This is a genomic window from Zhongshania antarctica (assembly GCF_014202945.1).
GTDB lineage: Bacteria > Pseudomonadota > Gammaproteobacteria > Pseudomonadales > Spongiibacteraceae > Spongiibacter > Spongiibacter antarcticus.
In genome coordinates, this window is record NZ_JACHHW010000004.1 from 412975 (window position 1) to 435835 (window position 22861).

Annotated in this window: 23 protein-coding genes; 16 read left to right on the forward strand and 7 right to left on the reverse strand. The window is 50.1% G+C overall.

Going from position 1 to position 22861, the window contains the following annotated elements; all coding sequences use genetic code 11:
• Nucleotides 1–497: 497 nt before the first annotated feature.
• From HNQ57_RS09080 to HNQ57_RS09120, 9 genes are read left to right on the forward strand one after another with little or no spacing between them, the layout of a single operon-like run.
• Nucleotides 498–968 (forward strand): Na+/H+ antiporter subunit E, encoded by a 471-nt coding sequence (locus tag HNQ57_RS09080; protein WP_184462393.1) that lies wholly within the window; start codon nt 498–500, stop codon nt 966–968.
• Nucleotides 965–1246, forward strand: a complete 282-nt coding sequence (locus HNQ57_RS09085; protein ID WP_184462394.1) for an MrpF/PhaF family protein — start codon at nt 965–967, stop codon at nt 1244–1246. The genes HNQ57_RS09080 and HNQ57_RS09085 overlap by 4 nt, the downstream gene beginning before the upstream one ends.
• Complete coding sequence (mnhG, locus tag HNQ57_RS09090; protein ID WP_184462395.1) at nt 1239–1553, forward strand: monovalent cation/H(+) antiporter subunit G; 315 nt, start codon at nt 1239–1241, stop codon at nt 1551–1553. Before HNQ57_RS09085 ends, mnhG begins: the two co-directional genes overlap by 8 nt.
• A gap of 51 nt (nt 1554–1604) precedes the next feature.
• Nucleotides 1605–2579: a Na(+)/H(+) antiporter subunit B gene (locus HNQ57_RS09095; protein ID WP_226968334.1), complete on the forward strand. Its 975-nt coding sequence runs from the start codon at nt 1605–1607 to the stop codon at nt 2577–2579.
• An 8-nt stretch (nt 2580–2587) separates the two neighbouring features.
• On the forward strand, nt 2588–2932 hold the full coding sequence (locus tag HNQ57_RS09100) for a cation:proton antiporter subunit C (protein WP_226968328.1): 345 nt from the start codon (nt 2588–2590) through the stop codon (nt 2930–2932).
• Nucleotides 2926–4401, forward strand: a complete 1476-nt coding sequence (locus tag HNQ57_RS09105; RefSeq protein ID WP_184462396.1) for a monovalent cation/H+ antiporter subunit D family protein — start codon at nt 2926–2928, stop codon at nt 4399–4401. Before HNQ57_RS09100 ends, HNQ57_RS09105 begins: the two co-directional genes overlap by 7 nt.
• On the forward strand, nt 4401–5876 hold the full coding sequence (locus tag HNQ57_RS09110) for a proton-conducting transporter transmembrane domain-containing protein (protein ID WP_184462397.1): 1476 nt from the start codon (nt 4401–4403) through the stop codon (nt 5874–5876). The genes HNQ57_RS09105 and HNQ57_RS09110 overlap by 1 nt, the downstream gene beginning before the upstream one ends.
• Nucleotides 5873–6157, forward strand: a complete 285-nt coding sequence (locus HNQ57_RS09115; protein WP_184462398.1) for a hypothetical protein — start codon at nt 5873–5875, stop codon at nt 6155–6157. The genes HNQ57_RS09110 and HNQ57_RS09115 overlap by 4 nt, the downstream gene beginning before the upstream one ends.
• Entirely contained in the window at nt 6144–7838 is a 1695-nt protein-coding gene (locus HNQ57_RS09120) for a Na(+)/H(+) antiporter subunit D (RefSeq protein ID WP_184462399.1), read from the forward strand. Before HNQ57_RS09115 ends, HNQ57_RS09120 begins: the two co-directional genes overlap by 14 nt.
• A gap of 280 nt (nt 7839–8118) precedes the next feature.
• Here HNQ57_RS09120 and gspG read toward each other — a convergent pair whose 3' ends face one another.
• The 7 genes from gspG to HNQ57_RS09155 form a co-directional block, all read right to left on the reverse strand.
• On the reverse strand, nt 8119–8622 hold the full coding sequence (gene gspG / locus HNQ57_RS09125) for a type II secretion system major pseudopilin GspG (RefSeq protein WP_338112947.1): 504 nt from the start codon (nt 8620–8622) through the stop codon (nt 8119–8121).
• 11 nt (nt 8623–8633) lie between these two features.
• Nucleotides 8634–9662 (reverse strand): protease SohB, encoded by a 1029-nt coding sequence (gene sohB / locus HNQ57_RS09130; RefSeq protein ID WP_184462401.1) that lies wholly within the window; start codon nt 9660–9662, stop codon nt 8634–8636.
• A gap of 60 nt (nt 9663–9722) precedes the next feature.
• On the reverse strand, nt 9723–10370 hold the full coding sequence (locus HNQ57_RS09135; protein ID WP_184462402.1) for a cation/multidrug efflux pump: 648 nt from the start codon (nt 10368–10370) through the stop codon (nt 9723–9725).
• 13 nt (nt 10371–10383) lie between these two features.
• On the reverse strand, nt 10384–12099 hold the full coding sequence (locus HNQ57_RS09140; protein ID WP_184462403.1) for a FimL-related protein: 1716 nt from the start codon (nt 12097–12099) through the stop codon (nt 10384–10386).
• Nucleotides 12100–12248: 149 nt separating this feature from the next.
• Nucleotides 12249–12980, reverse strand: a complete 732-nt coding sequence (gene dnaQ / locus HNQ57_RS09145) for a DNA polymerase III subunit epsilon (protein ID WP_184462404.1) — start codon at nt 12978–12980, stop codon at nt 12249–12251.
• Between the two features lies 1 nt (nt 12981).
• Nucleotides 12982–13434: a ribonuclease HI gene (gene rnhA, locus HNQ57_RS09150; protein WP_184462405.1), complete on the reverse strand. Its 453-nt coding sequence runs from the start codon at nt 13432–13434 to the stop codon at nt 12982–12984.
• A complete protein-coding gene (locus HNQ57_RS09155; RefSeq protein ID WP_184462406.1) occupies nt 13427–14206 on the reverse strand; it encodes a class I SAM-dependent methyltransferase in 780 nt (259 codons plus the stop codon). The genes rnhA and HNQ57_RS09155 overlap by 8 nt, the downstream gene beginning before the upstream one ends.
• Before the next feature lie 83 nt (nt 14207–14289).
• Between HNQ57_RS09155 and gloB the strand changes: the two genes are divergently transcribed.
• The 7 genes from gloB to HNQ57_RS09190 all read left to right on the forward strand — a co-directional run bounded on the left by gloB (nt 14290) and on the right by HNQ57_RS09190 (nt 22758).
• Nucleotides 14290–15069 (forward strand): hydroxyacylglutathione hydrolase, encoded by a 780-nt coding sequence (gene gloB, locus HNQ57_RS09160; RefSeq protein WP_221301634.1) that lies wholly within the window; start codon nt 14290–14292, stop codon nt 15067–15069.
• A 177-nt stretch (nt 15070–15246) separates the two neighbouring features.
• Nucleotides 15247–16830, forward strand: a complete 1584-nt coding sequence (locus HNQ57_RS09165; protein WP_184462407.1) for a lytic transglycosylase — start codon at nt 15247–15249, stop codon at nt 16828–16830.
• Between the two features lie 53 nt (nt 16831–16883).
• Nucleotides 16884–17915, forward strand: coding sequence for an ABC transporter permease subunit (locus tag HNQ57_RS09170; RefSeq protein WP_008250173.1), 1032 nt, complete (start codon nt 16884–16886; stop codon nt 17913–17915).
• Complete coding sequence (locus HNQ57_RS09175; RefSeq protein WP_184462408.1) at nt 17912–18964, forward strand: ABC transporter permease; 1053 nt, start codon at nt 17912–17914, stop codon at nt 18962–18964. Before HNQ57_RS09170 ends, HNQ57_RS09175 begins: the two co-directional genes overlap by 4 nt.
• Nucleotides 18957–20759: an extracellular solute-binding protein gene (locus tag HNQ57_RS09180; protein ID WP_184462409.1), complete on the forward strand. Its 1803-nt coding sequence runs from the start codon at nt 18957–18959 to the stop codon at nt 20757–20759. Before HNQ57_RS09175 ends, HNQ57_RS09180 begins: the two co-directional genes overlap by 8 nt.
• On the forward strand, nt 20756–21754 hold the full coding sequence (locus HNQ57_RS09185) for an ABC transporter ATP-binding protein (protein ID WP_184462410.1): 999 nt from the start codon (nt 20756–20758) through the stop codon (nt 21752–21754). The genes HNQ57_RS09180 and HNQ57_RS09185 overlap by 4 nt, the downstream gene beginning before the upstream one ends.
• Nucleotides 21751–22758: an ABC transporter ATP-binding protein gene (locus tag HNQ57_RS09190; RefSeq protein WP_184462411.1), complete on the forward strand. Its 1008-nt coding sequence runs from the start codon at nt 21751–21753 to the stop codon at nt 22756–22758. Before HNQ57_RS09185 ends, HNQ57_RS09190 begins: the two co-directional genes overlap by 4 nt.
• Nucleotides 22759–22861: the final 103 nt, after the last annotated feature.

Sequence of the window (22861 nt, forward strand, 5' to 3'; positions counted from 1 at the left end):
GCTAATAAAACCACCCTGTGCACTTGTCGGGGGATAAAAAACGATTACTCACCATAATACCCCTCGCGGCACAAGCTATGATTTAGGCTGCAGGTAAGATGAAATAAACCCCGCTTCGCTTGAAACGGCGACCAGCCTCCCCGCCTACTGTATGACTAAGCCAAACGCTTGTTTATAAAGGCTACTTTACGCTAAGCTTGGGCATCTCTTGCATGCAGCCCTTCGAACTGAAGGCCTCTTTCGCAGGCGGGTGTCCCTGTAGCAGAGTTGTTTGCTGTGTGAGCGCTGCTGAGCGCCACAATAGGTTGAGTGCAAAAGGGAAAAGAGCACCGGGGCATTAAAAAGCGGACGTTATTGCTTACTCAACAATGCTAAGCGTGCTAAATTTGCGAAACTTAATTTGGATAGATGCTCACTGGCTTTAGTGAGCTAATGCAAATATTAAAGACCAACTGCTGTTGCAGCGATTAATACCAAGAAAAATACTTAAGGCCTCTATGAAACACACGGTTAGTATTTCTGCGCTATTAGCCACTATATGGCTCGCCAATTCCGGCCACTACACCGGCTTATTGCTGTCCTTTGGCGTAGTGTCGGTAGCACTGGTTGTTTGGGTCTGTCATCGCATGGACGTAGTTGATCATGAGTCGCAGCCTATTCACTTAACCCGCCACCTTCCTCGGTATTACAGTTGGCTGGTAGTGCAGATCATTATCAGTAACATCGACGTAGTAAAGCGCATCTGGCTGGGTAGCAGCACAATTTCCCCTGGCACTAGACGCTTTCCTGTAGGGCAAAAGACCGACATTGGACGGGTTGTCTATGCTAACTCGATCAATCTTACGCCCGGAACAATTTCTGTAGAACTTTCCGACAGCGAGGTTTTAGTACACGGCCTCACTCAAGCCAACCTTAATGATCTCGACGCGGGTGAAATGTCCCGTCGGGTGGATCAATTGGAAAAATGATGCTGGCTGTAACAACCTTCACCCTCTTACTGGTTATGGCCATGGCGATGGTTCGGGGCTTTGCGGGCCCGAGTATCTTCGACCGTGTGCTCGCCGCGAATTTATTTGGCACCAAAACGGTTTTACTTATTGCTGTGCTGGGCTTCTTGTTCGGCAGGCCAGAGTTTCTGGATATTGCGCTGCTCTACGCGCTAATGAATTTCATCAGTGTGATCGCAATTCTGCGCTATTTTGAACACACTCAGAAAGCTGAGGAAGGTCGCTCTGCCGATGAATGATGCAATAGAATTCCTAAGTGGTGCGCTGCTTCTTTTGGGCAGCTTCTTGATTTTTACCGGCGCGCTGGGGGTATTGCGATTTCCCGACACCCTCAGTCGCATGCATGCAGCGGGTGTTACCGAAACACTCGCAACCACCCTGCTTCTCATGGGTTTGATGCTATTGGCTGGCTGGAGCTTGGTTCTTCTCAAGCTGATTATGATTCTATTATTCATTTTGTTTACCAGCCCCACATCAAGCCATGCTTTAGCGAAAGCCGTTTGGCGCCATCAAGAACACGAAACAAAGGGAGGTCGCCATGACTAATGATAACAATGGCACCGCTGCGGCGGGGAGGGTTTCCCCATAGAACTATTTATCGATCTTGCTTTGCTAAGCATGCTGTTCGCTACCGCAATAGGGATTGTGCTCAGCCGCGACCTGATTGCGGTTGTTATGCTAACCGGCATTTACGGGTTTTTGTCGGCGAGTTTTTTCGTCCTCATGGATGCCGTCGACGTTGCATTTACCGAGGCTGCCGTTGGTGCGGGGATATCGCCGCTACTTATGCTGCTAACCTTAGCAATGGTCGGGCGTAAGGAACAAGCCAGCCGTAGCCGCAATTTTTTTGCGTTCATACTGGTAACAATCACTGGTGCACTGCTGATTATTGCTACCTTTGGTATGCCGGAATTTGGCTCAGCCACTGCGCCAGCCCATACACATGTAGCCCCGCGCTATATAGAACAATCTGGCGCCGAAATAGGTATACCCAATATGGTTACCTCCGTGCTGGCTAGCTATCGTGGTTTTGATACCTTTGGCGAAGTCGCCGTTATTTTCACCGCAGGTATCGGCGTTTTGTCTTTGCTCATGTTAAAACCGGCTCCGAGCCAAGCACCTCTAAGCAATGGCGCTCGACACCACACTGTATTGCGTATCGTCAGTAAAATTTTAATTCCGCCAATTCTGTTATTTGCGCTTTATGTGCAGTTTCACGGTGACTATGGTCCTGGTGGCGGCTTTCAAGCCGGTGTGATATTCGCTGCGGGCATTATTTTATACACCATGTTTTTCGGCGTCGATGTCGCTCAGCAGGTGGTAAGCTCCGCTCTTTTAAGGGTTCTCGCTGCCTTCGGTGTATTGCTCTACGGATCGGTGGGGCTGGTCTCAATGCTTAACGGCGGTGAGTTCTTGAATTACTCAGTGCTGGCCGAGAACCCAATTACCGGTCAACACATTGGCATCCTTGTTATCGAGCTTGGCGTTGGCATTACGGTGGCGGCTGTCATGGTGATGATTTTTTATTGCTTCGCCGGCCAGCAGAATAAGCAAGTAGAGGCAGAGGAATGACCTTATTAATGTCCCACTACAACTATTGGATTGTTGTAGCACTGATGATGGTTGGTTTTTTCATCGTGATAGCACAGGGTAATCTGGTTAAAAAGATCGTTGGTTTGAATATTTTTCAGACCTCGGTTTTTATTCTTTATATCAGTGCAGGAAAAATACATGGCGGCAGCGCGCCAATTTTGAATGACAGCATCACCGTCTATTCCAACCCGCTGCCCCATGTTCTCATCCTCACCGCGATCGTAGTCGGGATTGCCACCACCGCACTGGGGCTGGCACTCGTGATAAGAATCAATAAAGCCTACGGCACTATTGAAGAGTCTGAAATTCAGCAGCGAGACCATTCGTGTTAAGCCATTTACCCGTTCTACAAGTTATTCTGCCACTGCTCGGCGCACCCGCCTGCCTGATTCTAGGCCGCGGTAAACTCGCATGGCTATTCGCCCTGCTTATCAGCGCCCTCAGTTTTTGTATCGCCGCCATGTTGCTGCATACGGTCTACCATCAAGGTGTAATTAGCTATGCCTTAGGTGGTTGGCAAGCGCCCTGGGGTATCGAGTACCGCATTGATTTACTCAATGCATGGCTGCTATTGATTGTTTCTGGCAGTAGCACGGTTGCGTTACTGGCCGCGCAGAGCAGTATTGACGTTGAAATTGCCCCGGAAAAACAAACTATCTTTTTTGTCGCTTGGCTACTTTGCCTCGCTGGCTTACTGGGGATATTGGCGACAGGGGACGCGTTTAACGTCTTCGTGTTTTTAGAAGTTTCATCGCTGTCTACTTATACGCTCATCTCACTGGGACCAAAGAGAGAGAGCCTATGGGCGGCCTTTCGTTACTTGATCATGGGCACGATCGGCGCGACCTTTATTTTGATTGGCATCGGTCTCATGTACATCATGACCGGCACGCTCAATATGCAAGACTTAGCCCAACGTCTGCCATTGGCCAGTGATTCCTCTACCGTATTTACGGCGTATGCTTTTATTATCGTCGGGATTAGTTTGAAGCTCGCGTTGTTCCCACTTCACCTTTGGCTACCTAACGCCTACACCCACGCGCCATCGATTGTTACAACCTTCTTGGCTGCAAGCGCCACTAAGGTCGCGCTTTACCTGATGATCCGTTTCACTTACACGGTATTCCCCAGTCATTTCAGCCAAATCGATATCCCACTTGAGGAAATTTTCATCGTACTGGGTATCACTGGGGTAATCAGCGCGTCAATTGCTGCTATTTATCAGGCAGACGTAAAACGCGCTATTGCCTATTCCAGTGTGGCTCAGGTCGGTTATATGGTTGTGGGCCTAGGGATTGGCGGTGTCCTGGGGCTGCAGGCTACGCTGCTGCATGTGTTCAACCATGCACTAATGAAAGCGACCCTTTTTATGGCGCTTGCCGCAATCGCCTGCCGCATCGGCGTCACCACCCTGACCTCAATGCAGGGCTTGGGTCGAAAAATGCCATGGACCAGTTTCGGTTTTGTGGTCGGCGGACTCAGCATAATTGGTGTTCCGCTTACCGCTGGTTTTATCAGTAAATGGTATCTGGTGTCGGCGGCTGCGCTGTCAGACCGGTGGTTATTGGTGTTACTCATCATGATTGGGTCGCTACTCGCGATCGTTTACATCTGGCGGGTTGTGGAGGCGCTGTACTTTAAGCCAGCTGCCGACAGTACGCCCCTCAAGGAAGCTCCACTGGCAATGCTACTGGCTCTCTGGTTACTGGTATTCGGCAATATTTATTTTGGCATTGATACCCGCTTGCCGGTGTCGATTAGTGCCGAAGCGGCGATAGCATTGCAGGAGGGACGCCCATAATGAGCGCACCAAATATGCTAATTGACGCCGCCATCTTCACTCCGTTAATCGCTGTGGTCGGCATACTCGCTTTTGCCCGCATGCCTAATCTGCGCGAGGCGGTATCCATACTCGCCGGCTTAGCACTCCTGTTGATTAACATCGAGCTATACAACAGTTTTAATGAAGGTCAATCACTGACACGCCACTGGGTAGATATTGTGCCTGGGCTCAGTTTGAGCTTCAGAATTGATGCCTTGGGAATGTTGTTTAGCCTCGTAGCCAGCGTGTTATGGCCGGTAACCACCTTGTACGCCATTGGTTATATGCGCGGCCACAAGGAAGATAATCAAACCCGTTTTTACGTGTGTTTTGCGGTTGCCATTGCGGCGGTCATGGCGATTGCCTATGCAGAAAATCTATTTACCCTATTTGTTTTTTACGAAGTTCTGTCGCTGTGCACTTATCCACTAGTGACCCACGCCGGCACCGAAAAAGCCAAACAGGGAGGTCGGATTTACCTCGGGATTTTGATGGGCACGTCTGTTGCCTTCTTCCTACCTGCCATCATCGTGACGTGGCTGGTCGCGGGCACCCTTGATTTCCAGGCTGGCGGAGTGTTCCCCGAGCAAACGGGCATCGCATTATTGTCGGTATTGCTGGTGCTGTATGTTTTTGGCGTTGCCAAAGCAGCGGTAATGCCCTTTCATCGCTGGTTACCTGCGGCGATGGTCGCCCCTACCCCGGTTAGCGCCCTGCTACATGCGGTGGCGGTGGTTAAGGCGGGTGTATTTAGTCTCGTTAAAATACTGGTCTTTATCTTTGGCCTAGACACCCTCCAGCAAATTCCGGCAACCGATTACCTGCTGTATCTTGCCGGTGCAGGCGTGGTGTTGGCTTCGCTGGTAGCGCTTCGTCAAGATAACCTCAAGGCTCGACTGGCCTATTCCACCGTCAGCCAACTCGGCTATATCACCGTTGGTGCACTGCTCGCGGTTGAAAGCGGCGTGGTGGGCAGCGCGATGCATATCGCCACGCACGCAGTTGGCAAAATCACCCTGTTCTTCTGTGCTGGCGCAATTTTAGTGGCTAGCCACAAAAGCAATATTAGTGAGATGGCCGGCCTAGGCCGACGGATGCCAATCACCATGATTGCCTTTTTTATTGCGTCACTCAGCATCATCGGCTTGCCGCCCACAGCGGGAACCTGGAGCAAGTGGTGGCTACTCACTGCGACGCTAGAAACAGATCAACTGGTATTAATGGCCGTGCTGTTGCTCAGCTCCCTGCTGAACATCGCCTACCTACTACCTATACCGCTACGCGCTTTCTTCCCTAGCGAGCCCCAAACTGACGGGCCAATCGCTATTAAAGAGGCGCCCACAGCATCGCTTATTGCCTTATGTATCACGGCTGGCGCCTGTATTTTGTTATTTTTCTTTCCCAACCCGCTTTTCGAGTTGGTATCCCAGATTTTCACCGAGGGATCGCAATGAGCCACTCCCAGGATTTTTTTGATCGCCCAGAGACACTGCGCTGGATACTTCGTAGCCTGTACGTTATTTGCGCTGTGCTATTTGGATTAGATTTCGTCATTCACCGCCACTCTGTGCACCCCTGGGAGGGACTGTATGGTTTTTATCCGGTATACGGCTTTATTGGCTGCGTCGTACTTGTGCTCGTTGCTAAGTGGATGCGCAAAGGTTTGATGCGCAGTGAAGATTATTATCAGCAAGTAAACCAGAGCACCAAGGAGGAAACTCATGCTGGGGATTGAGTTACCGCCGTTTCTGATTTTTTACCTTGGCGCGTTAATCGCTTTAGTTGGCGGCGCGACATGGCGCGGCCCCGCATTAATTGTGGTCGTTGTTGTCAGCGCTTTAAACCTGTGGCAGCTGCCGAGCGGTTTTGGCCTTGAGACTCAATTAATGGGCATGGCGCTCAAGCCAATTCATATCGATCGCTTGAGTCTGTTGTTCGGCTATTTATTTCATATCGCTGCCTTGATCAGTGTCATTTATTCCCTGCACGTTAAGGATCGAACCCAACAGGTCGCCGCTATGCTTTACGCTGGCAGCGCTCTAGGGGCGGTCTTTGCGGGCGATTTGCTGACTTTATTCATTTTCTGGGAAATGCTGGCCGTCACCTCAGTCTTTTTGATCTGGGCGCGTCGTACTGATACCGCCTACAGCGCCGGTATGCGTTACCTAATCATCCAGGTAATTTCGGGACTGTTGCTGCTGGTTGGCATCATTCTCTATTTCCAAGAAAGTGGCAGTCTGATGTTTACCGAAATCGGACTCGATTCAATTGCCAGTTGGTTTATGTTCTTGGCATTTGGCATTAAATGCGCTTTCCCGTTCTTTCATAACTGGCTAACCGATGCCTACCCGGAAGCGACCCCAACCGGTACCGTATTTTTGAGCGCCTTTACCACCAAGGTTGCGGTGTACGCAATGGCTAGGAGCTTCCCTGGCACCGAAATGCTGATTTATATCGGCGCTACTATGGCGTGTTTTCCAATCTTCTTTGCCGTTATTGAAAACGACTTGCGCCGAGTCCTCGCCTACAGCTTGGTCAACCAGTTAGGCTTTATGATGGTTGGCATAGGTATCGGCACTGAGTTAGGTATTAATGGCGCGGTTGCCCACGCCTTTAACGACGTTATCTTTAAAGGCTTATTGTTCATGTCGATGGGCGCGGTGCTATACCGCACCGGCCGCATTAACGGCTCTGAGCTTGGCGGTTTATACAAGTCTATGCCCAAAACGGCCATACTCTGTATTGTTGGCGCGGCGTCGATATCGGCCTTCCCTTTGTTCAGCGGATTTGTCAGCAAATCCATGATCATGTCGGCAGCGCTCAAAGAGCACTTTAATATCGTCTGGCTATTGTTATTGTTCGCCTCAGCAGGGGTATTCCATCACGCCGGTATCAAAATCCCCTACTTCGCGTTTTTCGCACACGATTCAGGTATTCGCTGCAAAGAAGCGCCGTGGAATATGCTACTCGCCATGAGCATCGCGGCGGCCCTGTGCCTTGCGATAGGTATCTTCCCACAATTGCTTTACCAACACCTGCCCTTCCCAACCGATTACAGTGCCTATGATGTGAGCCATATTCTCACTCAGACCCAGCTGCTGTTTTTCTCAGCATTGGCGTTTGTTTGGCTGAATCTAAAAGGCATGTACCCGCCGGAGCTACCATCTACCAATCTGGACTTCGATTGGATGTATCGACGGCCCGTGCCACGACTGATTAATGCCTGTGGCCGATTAGTGAATAGTGTGGATCTGGCGGTGCGCGGTCGTATCATCAGCCTAGGCAATGCACTTGAGCAGCGCTTAGCCGCGCTTAATGGCAGCGATGGGGTATTTTCGCGCACCATATCCATCAGCAGCATGGTTGCTTGGATGGTAACCTTACTTGCCCTGGTTTTGATATTTCGGCTTATATAGGGGGTGACAGAAGGCCTCGGGGTAATTTTGGACCGGGGCCGGGAGTAAAATTACAGAGTGTCGAAGGCCAAGCCACCGCTAAAATAACGAGAGACTGACAGTCCCGCCCAACGGCGTCACTAAGCAAATTTAAATTACGCGGGGGATATGTTAATTAGCTTCGCTGAGCGGTTGTTTATCGAGACTTCGATAAAAATCGCGCGCCGCCAGAGTAACCTTTATTGAATTCAACCTTTTGATATTACCTTTCAAACAAATGAACAGAGACGCCGTTGGCGCATCAATGTTCATCGCTTTGGTAACTAACGCTCACATCCGCATTCTGGCCTTTACCACCATTTTTTGCATCTGCACCTAAGCTCGTTATTTCAAACCCTGGCGGTGCATCTGAGCTGCGGTAGCGATACGCGTTCTTCCATGGATCATGGATCAGTGTTTCACGATTAATATATGGGCCGTTCCACTTCTCGGCTAGAGGGGCAATTTGGGGTGCGTAATAGAGCGCCATCAAGCCCTGTTCGCTGCTTGGGTAGCGTTTATTGTCGAGCTTGTACTGATGCAAGGCCATGGAGATACGACGAAAATCGCTGTTCACCTGTTCTTTGAGCGCAGTATCGATACGTTTATTTACAATAACACTGATGAAAATCACGATACCGCAACTGATGGCGAGCACCAGTGCAACTTCCCAGAGTTTAATGCCCCGTTGCCGTCTGATTGACGCCGGAGCCTTCTTCAAAGAAGGCTTAGCATATGGTCTCAATGGATATAATTTCAAATGCAAGATACAGGCGCCTAAAACCTGTTTTGACTCAGTTTAGCGAGTAAAGACGCCAGTGTACGATTCATTGCGCCTTCCGCTGCGAAGCCCAAACGTTCTGATAAACTGCGCTTTTGACGGTAACTAACGGCGTAAATATCGCTGTCAGCACGCTGACTTAACAAATAGTCATCACTAGTGCGAATCTCGTCAACTAGCTTCACTTCAAGCGCCTTAGAACCGTACCACACCTCACCGGTAGCAATATTGTCGATTTCCAGTTGGGGACGATTTTCACTCACAAATTCTTTGAACAAAATGTGGGTTTCTTCTAGCTCTTCAATGAATTTTTTGCGGCCTTCTTCGGTGTTTTCACCCACCATGGTCAGGGTGCGTTTATGAGCGCCGGCGGTGTGCAATTCAATATCCACATCATGCTTTTTCAACAGACGGTTAAAATTAGGCAGTTGCGCCACGACACCAATCGAGCCAATTACAGCAAAAGGCGCTGACATAATCCGATCGCCTATACAGGCCATCATATAACCACCACTTGCCGCAACGCGGTCGATGGCGATTGTTAATGGAATGCCGTGGGCGCGAATACGCTGTAATTGCGATGCCGCCAAGCCGTAGCTGTGCACCATGCCGCCGGGACTTTCAAGGCGCAGCAATATCTCATCTTCAGGCCGGGCAACAGTCAGGATGGCAGAAATCTCGTGGCGTAAAAATTCGACATCCGAGGCACTCACATCACCGTCGAAATCAAGTACATAAAGACGTTTACGGTGTTGATCAGCATTTTTCTTGGCGTCAGCCTTTAGCTGCTTTTTCTTGGCCTTACGTTCTTTTTTAAAACTGTCTTCGTCAAGAATCTCAAACTTAAGCAAGTCTTCCCAATCTTCATAGCGGTGATTGAGCGTTGTCACCTCTATATGACCGTCAGTGCTCTCTTTTTTGTTGCGCTGACTCGCCACCGCGATAGCGCTAACAATCACAACAAAGGCAACGACCACAGTGATGGATTTGGCTAAAAACAAGCCGTATTCCAGTAGAAATTCCAAAAAAGTACTCCCAGAGAGGTTTTAAAAGTGCCACATATTCATACGGCAAGGTAGTTTAAGTCAAGCAGGCCAATTGCGTAAGGCTTTGACCGCTATTGGATTTTCGGGGCGAATAAAGAGTCCACTGCGGCCGAGATAGACACCAAATTGGGCGCCGTCGACCATCGGCGCAAAAACTGCATTGCCGTAATTGGCTTCCACCCACTTGTGGAAAAAATCATTGCTACGCAATAGATCCCAAACATCAAGTGGTTCAGAAAGACTCAGTAAATACACTGTGCGGGGGGCATTACGTTCGTTTTCTATGTCGGCGTATCGACCTAGCAAACGCTCTAAGCGATATAGATTGTCAAAGCCTAAACGTGCAGCAGGAAGCTGCCAGCGCATCACCCGGCTATCAATCTGCCACTGGTCACCCATTAATAAATACGATTGCAGGGGCTGGCCATTGAGGGTGTCGACACTCACCAAAAACTGCTTAGCGTCTTGATTAGCGCCAACAAACACCCGGGCAACCATGGTCTCGTCGGCTAGGTTGCGATAACTCAAGACGTCTTTACTGACAAGAATGACGCCGGCAGTAAAGACAAAGGTCAGTATCACTGCAAGCGACCCGCTGAATAAATGTCGGCGCAAGCGCAGCACGGCCAAGAGACAGAGCAATAATCCCAAGGCCGAAATAAGAATGAGAATATAGTCCAAGGTCATAGTGCTAAGGTCATCAGATTGTGACTTGCTTGGGTGCGCGCAGCAGTGCAACACTGTCTTCTGCTACTTGCAGTATACGCTCATCGGCAATATGGCGACGCCCAAATTCGGTAAGAAAATACTCAATGCTGATCATCGCATCCGCCAAGGTCTCTAGAGATTGAACATCTTTGGCCGGATCAATATGGCGGCGCTCGACAAATCCGCGAATAAATTCCGTTGCTCCGCCAGTGACTTCCGGCAGCTTCGCCACCCCAATCATATAAAATGCGCCCCGTACTGAATTTAGCAATTGGGGTAAATTCGAAATATGAGTGCTGTCAAAATCGGACTCAATATAGGCAGAAATAGCTCGTTTCACCATACCGATGGCCGCTTTAGACTCTTCAATAACAATACTGCGAGCCTCACTGAGCTGATTGTCGGCGCTAATCGCATCACGGCGTTCGATGCTTAAATCACCGAGATCTTCATAATTTAACTTGCGGCGGTCGATCTGGGCCAGGCTGCCATCAATAAATAGCAAGGTCTCGGCTAAGTCTTCTAATTGGCCTCGCTCTTGAACTAAATCTCGGCCGATCAAACTTTCTAATGTGTTTGTGTGTTCGTTTAGGCTTCCCGCAAATGCAGGTAAATTCAAGACCATTAAAATGTCAGCGCTTTGTTTTAACACGGCGATGAGTGGCTTAATTTCCTCTTCATCACTGCGTTGATGTTGGGCCAGCAACTCTAATACATCTTTGGCGTGGCGCAATTCGCCGCGAAGCTCGTTAATGACAGAGGAAACCGTGTCATAGCTCAAACCTAGCATCAATTTGCGCAGTGAGCATATTTGCTCATCACTGATCTCTGCGGGTTCAATCTGCGCCACTTTCATGATTTTACCGGTCATACCGTCACGATAAGCACTAATTGTTAGTAAATACCGTAACTCTTGCTCCAGCACTTCGTTTAAGGTCAAACGATTCTTAATACGGCCGCGCAGCTGCCCTTCCAAGCCGGCAAGCACCTTTTTCCTGTGCGCATTAAGTTCTAAGCCATTCTTAACAAACGCCTCGAGTACGGCGTCGGCAAGCAACCAAAATCGTTGCTGGGGGCCTGACTCTATAACATTACAGAGCCGACGAACCGCTCGCGACATGATTGTCAGTTGTAAGGGAACTTGCGCGTCGCGCAGCAAACCCAAGAGGCCGGTTTGATAGAGGTGGCGGATACGCTTTAAGGCGATGTCTAACTCTGCGTTCGCCAGGGGATTACCGCGTAAGCGAATATTGGAGTCCCGACTAAACAAGGGGCTCTCGGCAGTGTCAAAGTAGCTATCTGGCAACAAAAGTTGACCATGAGCAGCACGCAACTCATTGGCGTGAGACAACGCCATGAGCGGAATATCGGAGTGCCGCGATTGCACAAACTCCAAATACCGAGGCAGCACAAAGAACGCCGTACTAAGAGCGTTTAGCTGCCCTTCTGGGACAGCTGTTGTGCTACTTAAGATCGCGTGGCTCAGTGCGCGCATTTCATCTGCAAGCAGCGCGGCTCCGGGGATTTGTAATAGGCGCAAAGTTCCGCCAATTTGGCGCAGATCGACTTCGCATTGTTCTAATAAGCTTAGGTTGTGGCGTTCAGACAAAAACGTTTCAAAAACATTAGTGGCCTGCTGCAGGGTTTTACCGAGTTCTTCGGCCACAACTGCGTAAGAGCTGGTATTGATTTCCACTTTCAGTGCCACACAATTTCCTTATAGCCCGCCGGGCCGTCATCAAGTTTTGCTTTGACTTAGTCATTTAACTAGCGGTTATTTATAGACTATTTAGCACTAAACGACTGAGAAGCACAGCACTATTGAGGAAATTTACCTATCACAGCATGGTAAAAGTCTCAGTTTTCGACGCTGACCGGCCGCTGCCAGACACAGTTACCACCACTGCTTTTATCAATTTCAGCCAACTGCTTTTGGTGTGAGGCGAGTTCATCGCTGCTCGCCATAATGACGCGAGGCCGCTTTTGGATACTTGTAATTTGACGATGCTCACCGGCAACGCCGCCCTCGCCCTGTTGGGACCCATCGTCAGCCGCCAGTGATAAGGCCGTCTGCCCACCGGTCATCAGCAAGTAGACGTCGGCCAGGATCTCAGCGTCTAGCAGCGCGCCGTGTAAGTCGCGCTGAGAGTTATCAACATAATAGCGTGAACATAGGGCATCGAGGCTATTGCGTTGGCCCGGATGCTTTTGCCGCGCCATGACCAAGGTATCAACGACCCCACATATAGACGCTATTTTGGGGGTGTTGCGTGCCAAATACTTAAATTCAGCGTCAAGGAAGCCAATATCAAACGGTGCATTGTGAATAACGAGTTCCGCACCGCGAATAAAGTCCAAAAAGTCATCGGCTATTTGGGCAAATAGGGGCTTATCCTTGAGCATGTCATTGGTAATACCATGCACTTCAATCGCCCCAGCCTCGACCTCGCGCTCAGGGTTAATATATTGATGGTAATGACGACCAGTGAGTTTGCGGTCAACCAGCTCTACGCAGCCTATTTCAATAATACGGTGACCTTGGCCGGGATCTAAGCCTGTTGTTTCCGTATCTAGGACAATTTGCCGCATATTACGCGCCTCTCATTTCGTCAATACCACGGTTCGCCAAGGCGTCCGCAATGTCATTTTCTCGGTGACCGCTGTGGCCTTTCACCCAGCGCCAATCAACTTTATGGGCTTGCGCTGCCGCATCTAATTGCTGCCATAGGTCTGCATTTTTAACGGGTTGCTTAGCGGCTGTTTTCCAGCCGCGCTTTTTCCAGTTCACCATCCACTCGGTTATGCCTTGGCGCACATACTGCGAATCTGTTGTTAAAACCACCTCGCAGGGACGTTTTAAGGCGCGCAGCGCTTCAATAGCGGCCATTAACTCCATGCGATTATTGGTAGTTTGGGGTTCGCCGCCAAACAGATTGTGTTCTTTACCCTGATAGCGCAGCAGCGCGCCCCAGCCGCCAGGCCCTGGATTACCGCGACAGGCGCCGTCGGTAAAAATTTCAACCTGTTCTGGGACGTCACTCATAATCTGCTCGTGCTTTAATGTTTCGAGTTGCTCCGACCATCGCAGGATGGCGAAGAATTTTAGCGCGGCTCATGGGCTTTTCTTGGGTCGGGGTCATGGGCGCGCGGTATTTTGTCGCGCTCAGCACGAAAACACCACCCATTGGTAACTTTTTCGATGCAGGTTTATGTGTCATAAAGAAGTTAGGGGTATTTAAAGGCAGTCGGTGGAAAGCATATTCCACAATATTGACCTCAAAACCCAGTAGCGACAGCCAGTCACTAATACGGTGCAAACTTAATGCATGGTTTTGCCACATGGGACTGCGCTTGAGGCGCCCGAGGTACCCTCGCATCGCCAGTGGCGAGTAGGGGTTAATGCCGCAGATCACGACCTTGCCATGAGGCACGATCACCCGCTCAACTTCGCGTAGAACGCGATGAGGGTCGCCCACAAATTCCAGCAAATGGTGCAGCAACACCACATCTTGTGACTCGTTAGCGACAGGCAGCTCCTCAAAGTCACAAACCACGTCTAGCACTTGGCTCAAACCGTAATGACCGATACCACCTAGGCAAAATTGGCGCTGATAAACATTGACATCAATCGGGCAGCGGTCGGGAATAACACTCAAATTGAGAAGATTATACTTGGCGGTACTGGTATCGCTGATTGCGCCAGCGATTAAAGCGCGTTCTTCCGCCAAAACTGTGCGACCAACATTGCTTTGAAACCAGCCTCTGAGGGCAGGCAACAATACGTCGGGCGCGTGCTGTGTTCGCCATTTCGCCATATTAATCCTCCATAAAACATTCCAGGGCCCACTATTGCAGGTCGTGATCAGAATGTTTAAGCTGGGCTGTCGACCCCAAAATAATGATTATGTTATCAATATCACCCATACCTGCTTTTAGCGACAACTATATCTGGTGTGTCGCCCACGACGGAGAGGCAATTATTGTCGATCCTGGCGATGCTGCGCCGGTACTAAAATACCTAGAAGAGCATCAGTTAAAGCTTAGCGCAATTCTGATTACGCATCACCATTACGACCACGTTAACGGTATTGAGTTGCTAAGCGAGCATTACCCTCAGGCGCCAGTATACGGGCCTAACAATGAATGCCCGGGTATTACTCAACGAATGTCTCACGGTCAAGCCCTCACGTTATTCGGCCATCGTATCGAGGTCATCGCGGTACCAGGCCATACATTAGATCACATTGCTTACTACATCTCAGACTGCGCACCCAGCCCCCTGCTATTCTGTGGTGATACCTTGTTCGCAGGCGGTTGTGGGCGATTGTTTGAGGGCACTGCGGAACAAATGTTGGAGTCGCTAGGACTAATATCTGCTTTACCCACCAATACGGCGGTGTACTGCGCGCACGAATACACCTTGAGCAACCTCCGTTTTGCCCAAACAGTGGAACCGTCGAACCAAGATTTAGAACACCGGATTGCAGACGCTAGTCGGCGTCGTGCAGAGGGCCTACCCACTGTGCCGTCTAAATTGGCATTAGAGTTGCTCACCAATCCATTCCTGAGGACAGGAAAAAGTGCAGTGCAGGCCAGCGTAAATGCCCACACTGAAGGTAAGTGTCGGGATGAAAAGGATATTTTTGCAAATCTACGGAAATGGAAGGATGACTTTTGAATACTATAACTGAATAATTGCACTATTATGAAAATAAAAAGTTACATATACAGACTCACAATTGGTGCACTTTTACTGTCTCTGATGGCGGCTTGCGCCCAGACACCGGAGCGCCGTAACGTCCGCACAGCCAGTGATGCACGCTACTGTGAAAAGGCTGAGCACCGATCGGCAAGTATGTGCAAATACCAGCGCGACGTTGAGCGTAGAAAGCAGACTGGAGACCCCGCACACTATACTCTCCAGGGATTACCGGAATATTACAGCAGCAACAGTAAAAACCTCCCGACGCGTACAAAATCGGCAGAGGAAACAAAGAAAAAGCGTCCCATACCCACGGCAGTCGCCAGCGTAACTCCACAAAAAGCAGAAAAGACAGCGCGTCCGGAAGAACTCTGGATCAGGCTAGCAAGAGAACTCAGTTTTGGTGAGTTAGCTAAGCAAGAAGCCGTAGAGGAGCGCGAAGAGTGGTACGCTGAACACGCGTATTACCTCGCCAATGTTAGCAAGCGCGCCGCCCGCTATATTTTTTATATTCTAGAAAACTTAGAATCTAGGGGCATGCCGGCAGATCTGGCCTTGCTGCCCTTTGTCGAAAGTTCCTACGACCCATTTGCATACTCCCACGGCCGCGCATCGGGCTTGTGGCAATTTATACCAAGTACCGCTAAACACGTCGGCTTAGAGCAAAACTGGTGGTACGACGGCCGCCGCGACGTTATTACCGCAACCGATGCCGCGCTTGATTACCTAAATGATTTAAATAAGCGCTTCGACGGCGATTGGCTTCTCACCCTCGCTGCATACAATGCTGGCGCGGGCACGGTTAATAAAGCCATCAACAAGAACACCCGAAAAGGCCTGCCGACTGATTTTTGGTCGCTGAATTTGCCCAAAGAAACCGAAAACTACGTTCCTAAGATGCTCGCACTGGTTAAAATTTTCCAAAATCCTGCCAGTTACAATTTAACGCTGCCAAAGGTTCCCAATAGTGCGCATTTTGTTGCTGTAGACACTGGCACCCAAATCGACTTGGCCCAAGCAGCAAAGCTCGCGGAGATCAGTGTCGACGAACTTTACCGCCTGAACCCCGGTTTCAACCGCTGGGTCACGGCACCTGATGGCCCGCACCGATTACTGATCCCGATCCGCAAATCAAAAACATTTAAACAACGCCTAGCCAAGGTTCCACCCAGAGACCGCGTACGTTGGCAGCGCTATACCGTTGAGCGTGGCGACAACCTCATTGGTATTAGTCGGGAGCACCATGTTGATGTTGCAACCCTACGAGCGAGCAATCAGCTCGACAAAGACCTTTTAAAAGTGGGTCAAGTACTGCTTATCCCCGATGCCGGTAATGGTCTGTCGCCGCTGAAGGGATTAAATCGCGGTCAGGCCAGCAGCGACGCCAGTCGCCTTCAGCACACGGTAGCTAGCGGCGACACCATCAGCGACATCGCTAATAAGTACGGTGTGAAATCAACACAAATTAACAACTGGAATAAGTTGGCGAGTAACGCCACGATTCGTCCCGGCCAAAAGCTCGTTATATGGGGCAAGGCGCCCAATACCAGCAATCAGGGAATTATCCGTAAAGTCGGTTACAAGGTTCGCAATGGAGATTCTTTATCGCTAATTGCCAGCCGCTTCAATTTACGCATCCGCGATATAGCTGAATGGAACTCGATTAAAACCAGCCAATATTTACGGCCTGGACAATCGCTAACCTTGTATGTCGACATTACCCACGCAGACCTTTGATGGGTTTGATATAGTATACGCCCCATAGCGCGACTCAGGTTTTTGCTGCATTTATGACAGGCTATTTTGTTCGCCGTTTTTTATTAATTATTCCTACCTTTATTGGCATTACCTTATTGGTATTCGCAGTCACCCGGCTAGTTCCGGGTGGGCCTATCGAACAATTAATGATTCAGGCCCAGCTTGGCGGCGAAACCGGATCGTTGCAGCGCAGCCAAGGCGGCGGCACCCTCTCTGACGAGCAGCTTGCTGAACTAAAGCACTACTACGGTTTTGACCAGCCCATGCTCAGCAGCTATGTGCGCTGGCTTAAACAAGTTGTGCAGTTTGATTTAGGTACCTCTACCCGCTACCAAGACCCAGTGTGGCAAATAATAAAAGAGCGATTTCCGGTTTCAATATTCTATGGCGTATGCACCCTCGTGCTCACTTACTTAGTCTGCATACCCCTGGGGCTCGCCAAGGGCATGTATCACGGCAGCGCGCTGGACAGCTGGTCATCGGCGCTTGTATTTTTGGGCTACGCCCTACCCAGTTATGTGATTGGTATCGCGCTCATTTCTTTATTTGCGGGATACTGGGATTGGTTTCCTCTCGGCGGGTTTATTAGTGACGACTATGATGAGCTTTCGCCGCTTGCCAAAGCGGGTGACATTTTTCATCATGCGGCACTGCCACTCATCGCTTATTTAGCGGGCAGTTTTGCTGTTACCACGCTTATGATGAAAAACGCCTTAATGGATAATTTGTCAGCTGATTATATGCGCACTGCCGCAGCCAAAGGCCTCAGCCGCAGCGCCAGTGTCAGTGGCCATGCGCTGCGCAATAGCCTAATTCCCGTCGCAACCTCGTTTGGCAACAATATTTCATTGCTCTTGGGCGGCTCATTTTTGATAGAAACCATTTTCAATATCGACGGCATCGGACTGTTGGGTTACGAAGCCATTGTTGAGCGGGACTACCCAATTGTGATGGGTATTCTGGTTATCTCGTCGCTTCTTTATTTGCTGGGCAATATTCTCTCCGATATTTGCGTCGCGTTGGTGGACCCCCGCATTCGCTTTGGTGGAGGGAGTAGCACATGAGTATTTTTACCCTGCGCAACCCGGTTGCCAAAAAGCGGTGGCAGCGCTTTCGGCAGTCCAAACGCGGCTTTTACTCGACGTGGATTCTTCTCGTGTTAACCCTAGGCAGCTTTGGTGCCGAGCTCATTGCCAGTAATCGGGCGTTACTGGTGGTCTATGAAAATCAATGGTATTTCCCCACATTCGGCGATGTTCGCAGTGGTAAGGAGTTCGGCTTAGATTACAGCTACGAAGTGAATTACCGTGATCTGCAAAATCAACTCAGCGAGAACGGCAATGGTTGGGTGTTAATGCCGCTAATTCCATACAGCCCCTTGGAAACGGATTTGATTGCTGGTGATTTTCCACCCCATGCACCCTCTTTAAGCACAGGACATTACCTGGGCACTGACACCAGTGGCCGCGACGTTGCTGCTCGTCTGCTTTACGGCTTCCGCACGGCTATTGTTTTTTCCCTGCTACTTTTGGTGTTTAATTACGCGATTGGCGTCGCCATAGGCTGTTTAATGGGCTTTTGGGGCGGCGCCTTTGACTTGATCTTTCAACGCATAATTGAAATATGGTCAAACATCCCCTTTCTGTACGTCATTATGATTGTGGCCTCTATTATTACGCCCAGTTTCTGGAGCCTGCTATTTATCATGGCTTTTTTTGGCTGGACAGCGATGACGTGGTATATGCGAACCGCCACCTATAAAGAAGTCGCTCGTGACTATGTAATGGCTGCTAGGGCAATCGGTGCCTCTGGCAGTCGAATTGTTTTTCGTCACATTTTACCCAATAGCGTATCGACCTTGGTCACCTTTATCCCCTTCTCTGTTGCCTCGGGCATCACCTCGCTCACCGCATTGGATTATCTGGGCTTTGGCTTGCCACCGCCGGTTTCAAGTTGGGGTGAACTGCTCAAACAAGGCACTGAGAATTTGGAATCATTGTGGTTAGTCGGCTCGGTTGTTATCGCCATGACGGTTATTTTAATGCTCGTCGCCTATATCGGCGAAGCCATTCGCGATGCCTATGACCCAAGGCAATTTAGCTATTATGAATAAATTTGTATTCCTGCTGCTTATCGCTGTTTTTAGCAGCCCTCTTGTGCGGGCATTGCCGAGCGCATTGCCTAGCGGGCTCGACTGGCAAAGCAATCTGAGCGATCCGGTATTTGCAGACCCCAGCGCGAAACCGGGCGGCCGATACCGAACCTTTGTCACCACTTTCCCACTAACACTGAGGTTGGTGGGGCCAGATTCTAATGGCAGTTTTGCGGGCTATATGCGGGCCAATAATCTGAGCCTTGTGGGCATACACCCCAATACGTTGAACCCACTACCCGAACTCGCTACTCACTGGGCGTTTGGCGACGACGGCCACAGCATTTACTTTCGTTTAGACCCCGACGCTCGGTGGTCGGACGGCAAGCCGGTTACTGCCGACGATTACGTTTTCGGCCTAGAGTTTATGCGCTCGAAATTTATTCTGGCGCCGTGGTATAACAATTATTTCAGCGAGGTCATAACCGATCTTGTTAAATATGACGACCACACCATTGGTATTGAAGGCGCAGTGGCCAAGCCGCAAGATGAAATGCTATTTGAGTACAGCGTGTCTCCCGTGCCGAAGCACTTTCATACCCTAGATGAAAATTGGGTTAGGGATTACAACTGGCGTGTAGAGCCGAACACTGGCCCCTATATTATCAGCGAGATTCGCAAAGGAAAGTACGTTGAATTTAGCCGCAAAAAGGACTGGTGGGCAAACGATAAACGCTATTTCAAACACCGTTATAATCCAGATCATTTGCGAGTAAAACTTATTCGCGACATTAATATTGCCTACCAGTATTTTCGCAAAGGCGAGCTAGATAATTTTCCCCTGCTGATGCCCCGTTTTTGGCATAAAAAGGCGCAAGGCGATATCTACGAAAAGGGCTATGTCGGCAAAATTAAGTTTTACAATGATGTGCCACAGCCAATCAGCGGGCTGTTTCTGAACGAAGATGCTAGGCCGCTCGACGACATCAATGTGCGCTACGGTATTGCCCATGCACTCAATGTCGATAAAGTGATCAATACCGTATTACATGGTGACTACGAACGGCTGCAAAGCGCTCACGAGGGCTATGGTGACTACACCAATACTAAAATTCGCGCCCGCGAATTTGATCTTAAAAAAGCCGGTGAATACCTTGATAAAGCCGGTTGGGACACGCGCAATAAAAACGGCATACGTGTTAAAGACGGACAGCCGCTGAGTATTCGCATCACCTATTACAATAGCGGCCACAACGACCGCCTGGTGATCTTGAGCCAGGAGGCACTCAAGGCTGGGATCGAATTTAAACTGCAGCTACTCGACCCGTCGGCGGCCTTCAAGCAAATAATGGAGAATAAACATCAGGCAGCATGGATGGGCTGGTCTGGTGGCGGATTGTCGCCGAGATACTGGGAGTTTTACCATTCTGAAAACGCCCATATATCTCAGACCAATAATGTCACGAACACTGACAACCCCCTCATGGACGCCAAAATCATGGCCTATCGCAAGGGCACCGATAAAGCCGAGCGCGTTAAGCTTGCTCATGAGCTTGAGCAAATGATCCACGATCAAGGCTCATTTATTCCAACCTTCAAAGTTCCTTATACCCGCGAGGCGTATTGGCGCTGGCTAAAATTGCCGCCAAACCACGGCACCCGTACCAGTGATTCGCTGTTTGATCCGCTGGGCGGCAGTGGCGGTTTGTTTTGGATAGACAAGCAAGCCCGACGGGACATCCTAAAGGCTAAAGGCGACGGCGACTCCCTGCCCCCTGAAATCATCGTGGACAAAACGTGGGGAATCGCACCATGAGTTTGCTATCGGTGGAACAATTGAGCGTCGCGATTCGTGGTGACGATGGCATACAACGCGAATTGGTTAGCGCAATCTCTTTTGCGATTGCCACCGGCCAAACGATGGGGCTGGTGGGTGAATCTGGCTGCGGGAAGAGTCTTACCGCAATGGCAATACTCGATTTGCTGCCAAAACCCCAAGCTTTGCGCAGCGGTGGCAAGATACTTTTCAAAGGCAGTGACTTAAGCCAGTTAAACAACAAAGCTTTACGCGAGATTCGCGGCCACAAAATTGCGGTTATATTTCAGGACCCCATGAGCGCCCTGAATCCAGTACAGCAAATTGGCCGCCAGATTATGGAAGTGCTGAAATTGCATTTCCCCAAACAGTCCAACGCAATTCACCGCGCCCGCGTTTTAGAATTATTGACTGAGGTCGGCATTCCGGCGCCCGCAGAGCGCCTCAATGCCTACCCCCATCAATTGTCTGGCGGTATGCGTCAGCGGGTCATGATCGCCATGGCACTGGCCTGCGAGCCAGAGCTACTCATCGCCGATGAGCCGACCACCGCGCTAGATGTGACGATACAGGCACAAATCGTCAGATTATTGAAGAAGCTCCAGGCAAAAAATGGCATGGCCATGCTTTTTATCACCCACGATCTGGCGCTGGTATCCCAGCTTAGCGACCACATAGCGGTGATGTACGCGGGTAAAATAGTTGAATACGGCCCCGCTACGCAGATATTTAGCCAGGCACGTCATCCCTATACCCAAGGCTTGCTCGCCTCACTGCCCGGCGCGGGACATCCACCTAAATCGCCGCTGCACAGCTTAGATGGTCAAGTCCCTGCAATCGACAATATGCCTGTGGGCTGTCGGTTCGCTAACCGCTGTCGCTATGCCCAAGACATTTGTCAAACGCCCCCGGCTAACGAAGTCATCACGAAACAGGCGGACAGCCACGAGGTAGTAAGCGTCGCATGCCATTTATGGAGAAGTATTTCGCCATGAGTTTGAACAACGACAAGGCAATTCTTAAGGTAAATGCGCTGCAACTGCATTTTGGTCAGGGCGGCGGGCTATTCCGTTCCTCGCGCACTTATCTGCGCGCCGTAGACGGTGTCAGTTTTAAGCTGTACGAAGGCGAAACTCTCGGGCTAGTGGGTGAATCTGGTTGCGGCAAAAGCAGTCTCGCCAAGGCGCTATTGAATTTACATAAGCCAAACGCTGGTTCTGTTCATTATCGTGAGACCGATATAGCTGGCCTCTCAGATAGCGCAATGCGTAAATATCGCCGCGCCTTGCAAATGATTTTCCAAGATCCCTTTGAGTCCTTAAATAGCCGCCACACCGTTGAGGTAATTCTTGAGGAGCCGCTCATCATCCACAAGGTTGGTGATCGAGAAAGTCGGCGGCGGCGCGTGGCAGAATTACTGGAAATGGTTGGCTTGCCGCTAAGTGCTGCCAGTAAGTACCCTCATGAGTTTTCCGGGGGCCAACGCCAACGCATCGGCATTGCGCGGGCCATTGCGCTAGAGCCTGAGATTTTAATCTGCGACGAAGCGGTATCCGCGCTTGATGTCTCCGTACAGGCGCAAATTCTGAATCTGCTCTTGGACATTCAACAAAAACTCAAACTCAGCATCATTTTTATCTCCCACGATTTAGCGGTAGTGCGGCACATGAGTGACCGCATCGCCGTGATGTACTTAGGTCAAATAGTAGAAATTGCCGATGCCGAGTCCATCTATAGCCAGCCAAGACACCCTTATACCCAGGGCCTGTTAGCGTCGATTCCCCGTCTAGGTGAAACGTCACCCATTGAAGCGCACATCAGTGGCGATCTACCCTCGCCTATTGCACCGCCCTCGGGCTGTCGCTTTCACACCCGCTGCCCACATCGGCAAGCACGCTGTGAACAAGAAGCCCCGATATTACAAGCCAATGAGGGCAGCGAGCACGCAACCGCTTGCCACTTCTGGCCTGAAATCGCGACCACGCGGCTGCTCGCATGAAGTGAAGGAGGGGTTTAAACACGGTACTTACGCACGCACAGGGGATATTTAATCCATTTTCACAGTGATACGCGGTAAACTTGTCCTCCTGAGTAAACAAGAC

Bases quoted from the DNA above. Each gene is read 5' to 3' on its own strand.
- HNQ57_RS09080 (WP_184462393.1), top strand. From the start codon at position 498: ATGAAACACACGGTTAGTATTTCTGCGCTATTAGCCACTATATGGCTC.
- HNQ57_RS09085 (WP_184462394.1), top strand. From the start codon at position 965: ATGATGCTGGCTGTAACAACCTTCACCCTCTTACTGGTTATGGCCATG.
- mnhG (WP_184462395.1), top strand. From the start codon at position 1,239: ATGAATGATGCAATAGAATTCCTAAGTGGTGCGCTGCTTCTTTTGGGC.
- HNQ57_RS09100 (WP_226968328.1), top strand. From the start codon at position 2,588: ATGTCCCACTACAACTATTGGATTGTTGTAGCACTGATGATGGTTGGT.
- HNQ57_RS09110 (WP_184462397.1), top strand. From the start codon at position 4,401: ATGAGCGCACCAAATATGCTAATTGACGCCGCCATCTTCACTCCGTTA.
- HNQ57_RS09115 (WP_184462398.1), top strand. From the start codon at position 5,873: ATGAGCCACTCCCAGGATTTTTTTGATCGCCCAGAGACACTGCGCTGG.
- HNQ57_RS09120 (WP_184462399.1), top strand. From the start codon at position 6,144: ATGCTGGGGATTGAGTTACCGCCGTTTCTGATTTTTTACCTTGGCGCG.
- HNQ57_RS09135 (WP_184462402.1), bottom strand. From the start codon at position 10,370: ATGACCTTGGACTATATTCTCATTCTTATTTCGGCCTTGGGATTATTG.
- dnaQ (WP_184462404.1), bottom strand. From the start codon at position 12,980: ATGCGGCAAATTGTCCTAGATACGGAAACAACAGGCTTAGATCCCGGC.
- rnhA (WP_184462405.1), bottom strand. From the start codon at position 13,434: ATGAGTGACGTCCCAGAACAGGTTGAAATTTTTACCGACGGCGCCTGT.
- HNQ57_RS09155 (WP_184462406.1), bottom strand. From the start codon at position 14,206: ATGGCGAAATGGCGAACACAGCACGCGCCCGACGTATTGTTGCCTGCC.
- gloB (WP_221301634.1), top strand. From the start codon at position 14,290: ATGATTATGTTATCAATATCACCCATACCTGCTTTTAGCGACAACTAT.
- HNQ57_RS09165 (WP_184462407.1), top strand. From the start codon at position 15,247: ATGTGCAAATACCAGCGCGACGTTGAGCGTAGAAAGCAGACTGGAGAC.
- HNQ57_RS09170 (WP_008250173.1), top strand. From the start codon at position 16,884: ATGACAGGCTATTTTGTTCGCCGTTTTTTATTAATTATTCCTACCTTT.
- HNQ57_RS09175 (WP_184462408.1), top strand. From the start codon at position 17,912: ATGAGTATTTTTACCCTGCGCAACCCGGTTGCCAAAAAGCGGTGGCAG.
- HNQ57_RS09180 (WP_184462409.1), top strand. From the start codon at position 18,957: ATGAATAAATTTGTATTCCTGCTGCTTATCGCTGTTTTTAGCAGCCCT.
- HNQ57_RS09185 (WP_184462410.1), top strand. From the start codon at position 20,756: ATGAGTTTGCTATCGGTGGAACAATTGAGCGTCGCGATTCGTGGTGAC.
- HNQ57_RS09190 (WP_184462411.1), top strand. From the start codon at position 21,751: ATGAGTTTGAACAACGACAAGGCAATTCTTAAGGTAAATGCGCTGCAA.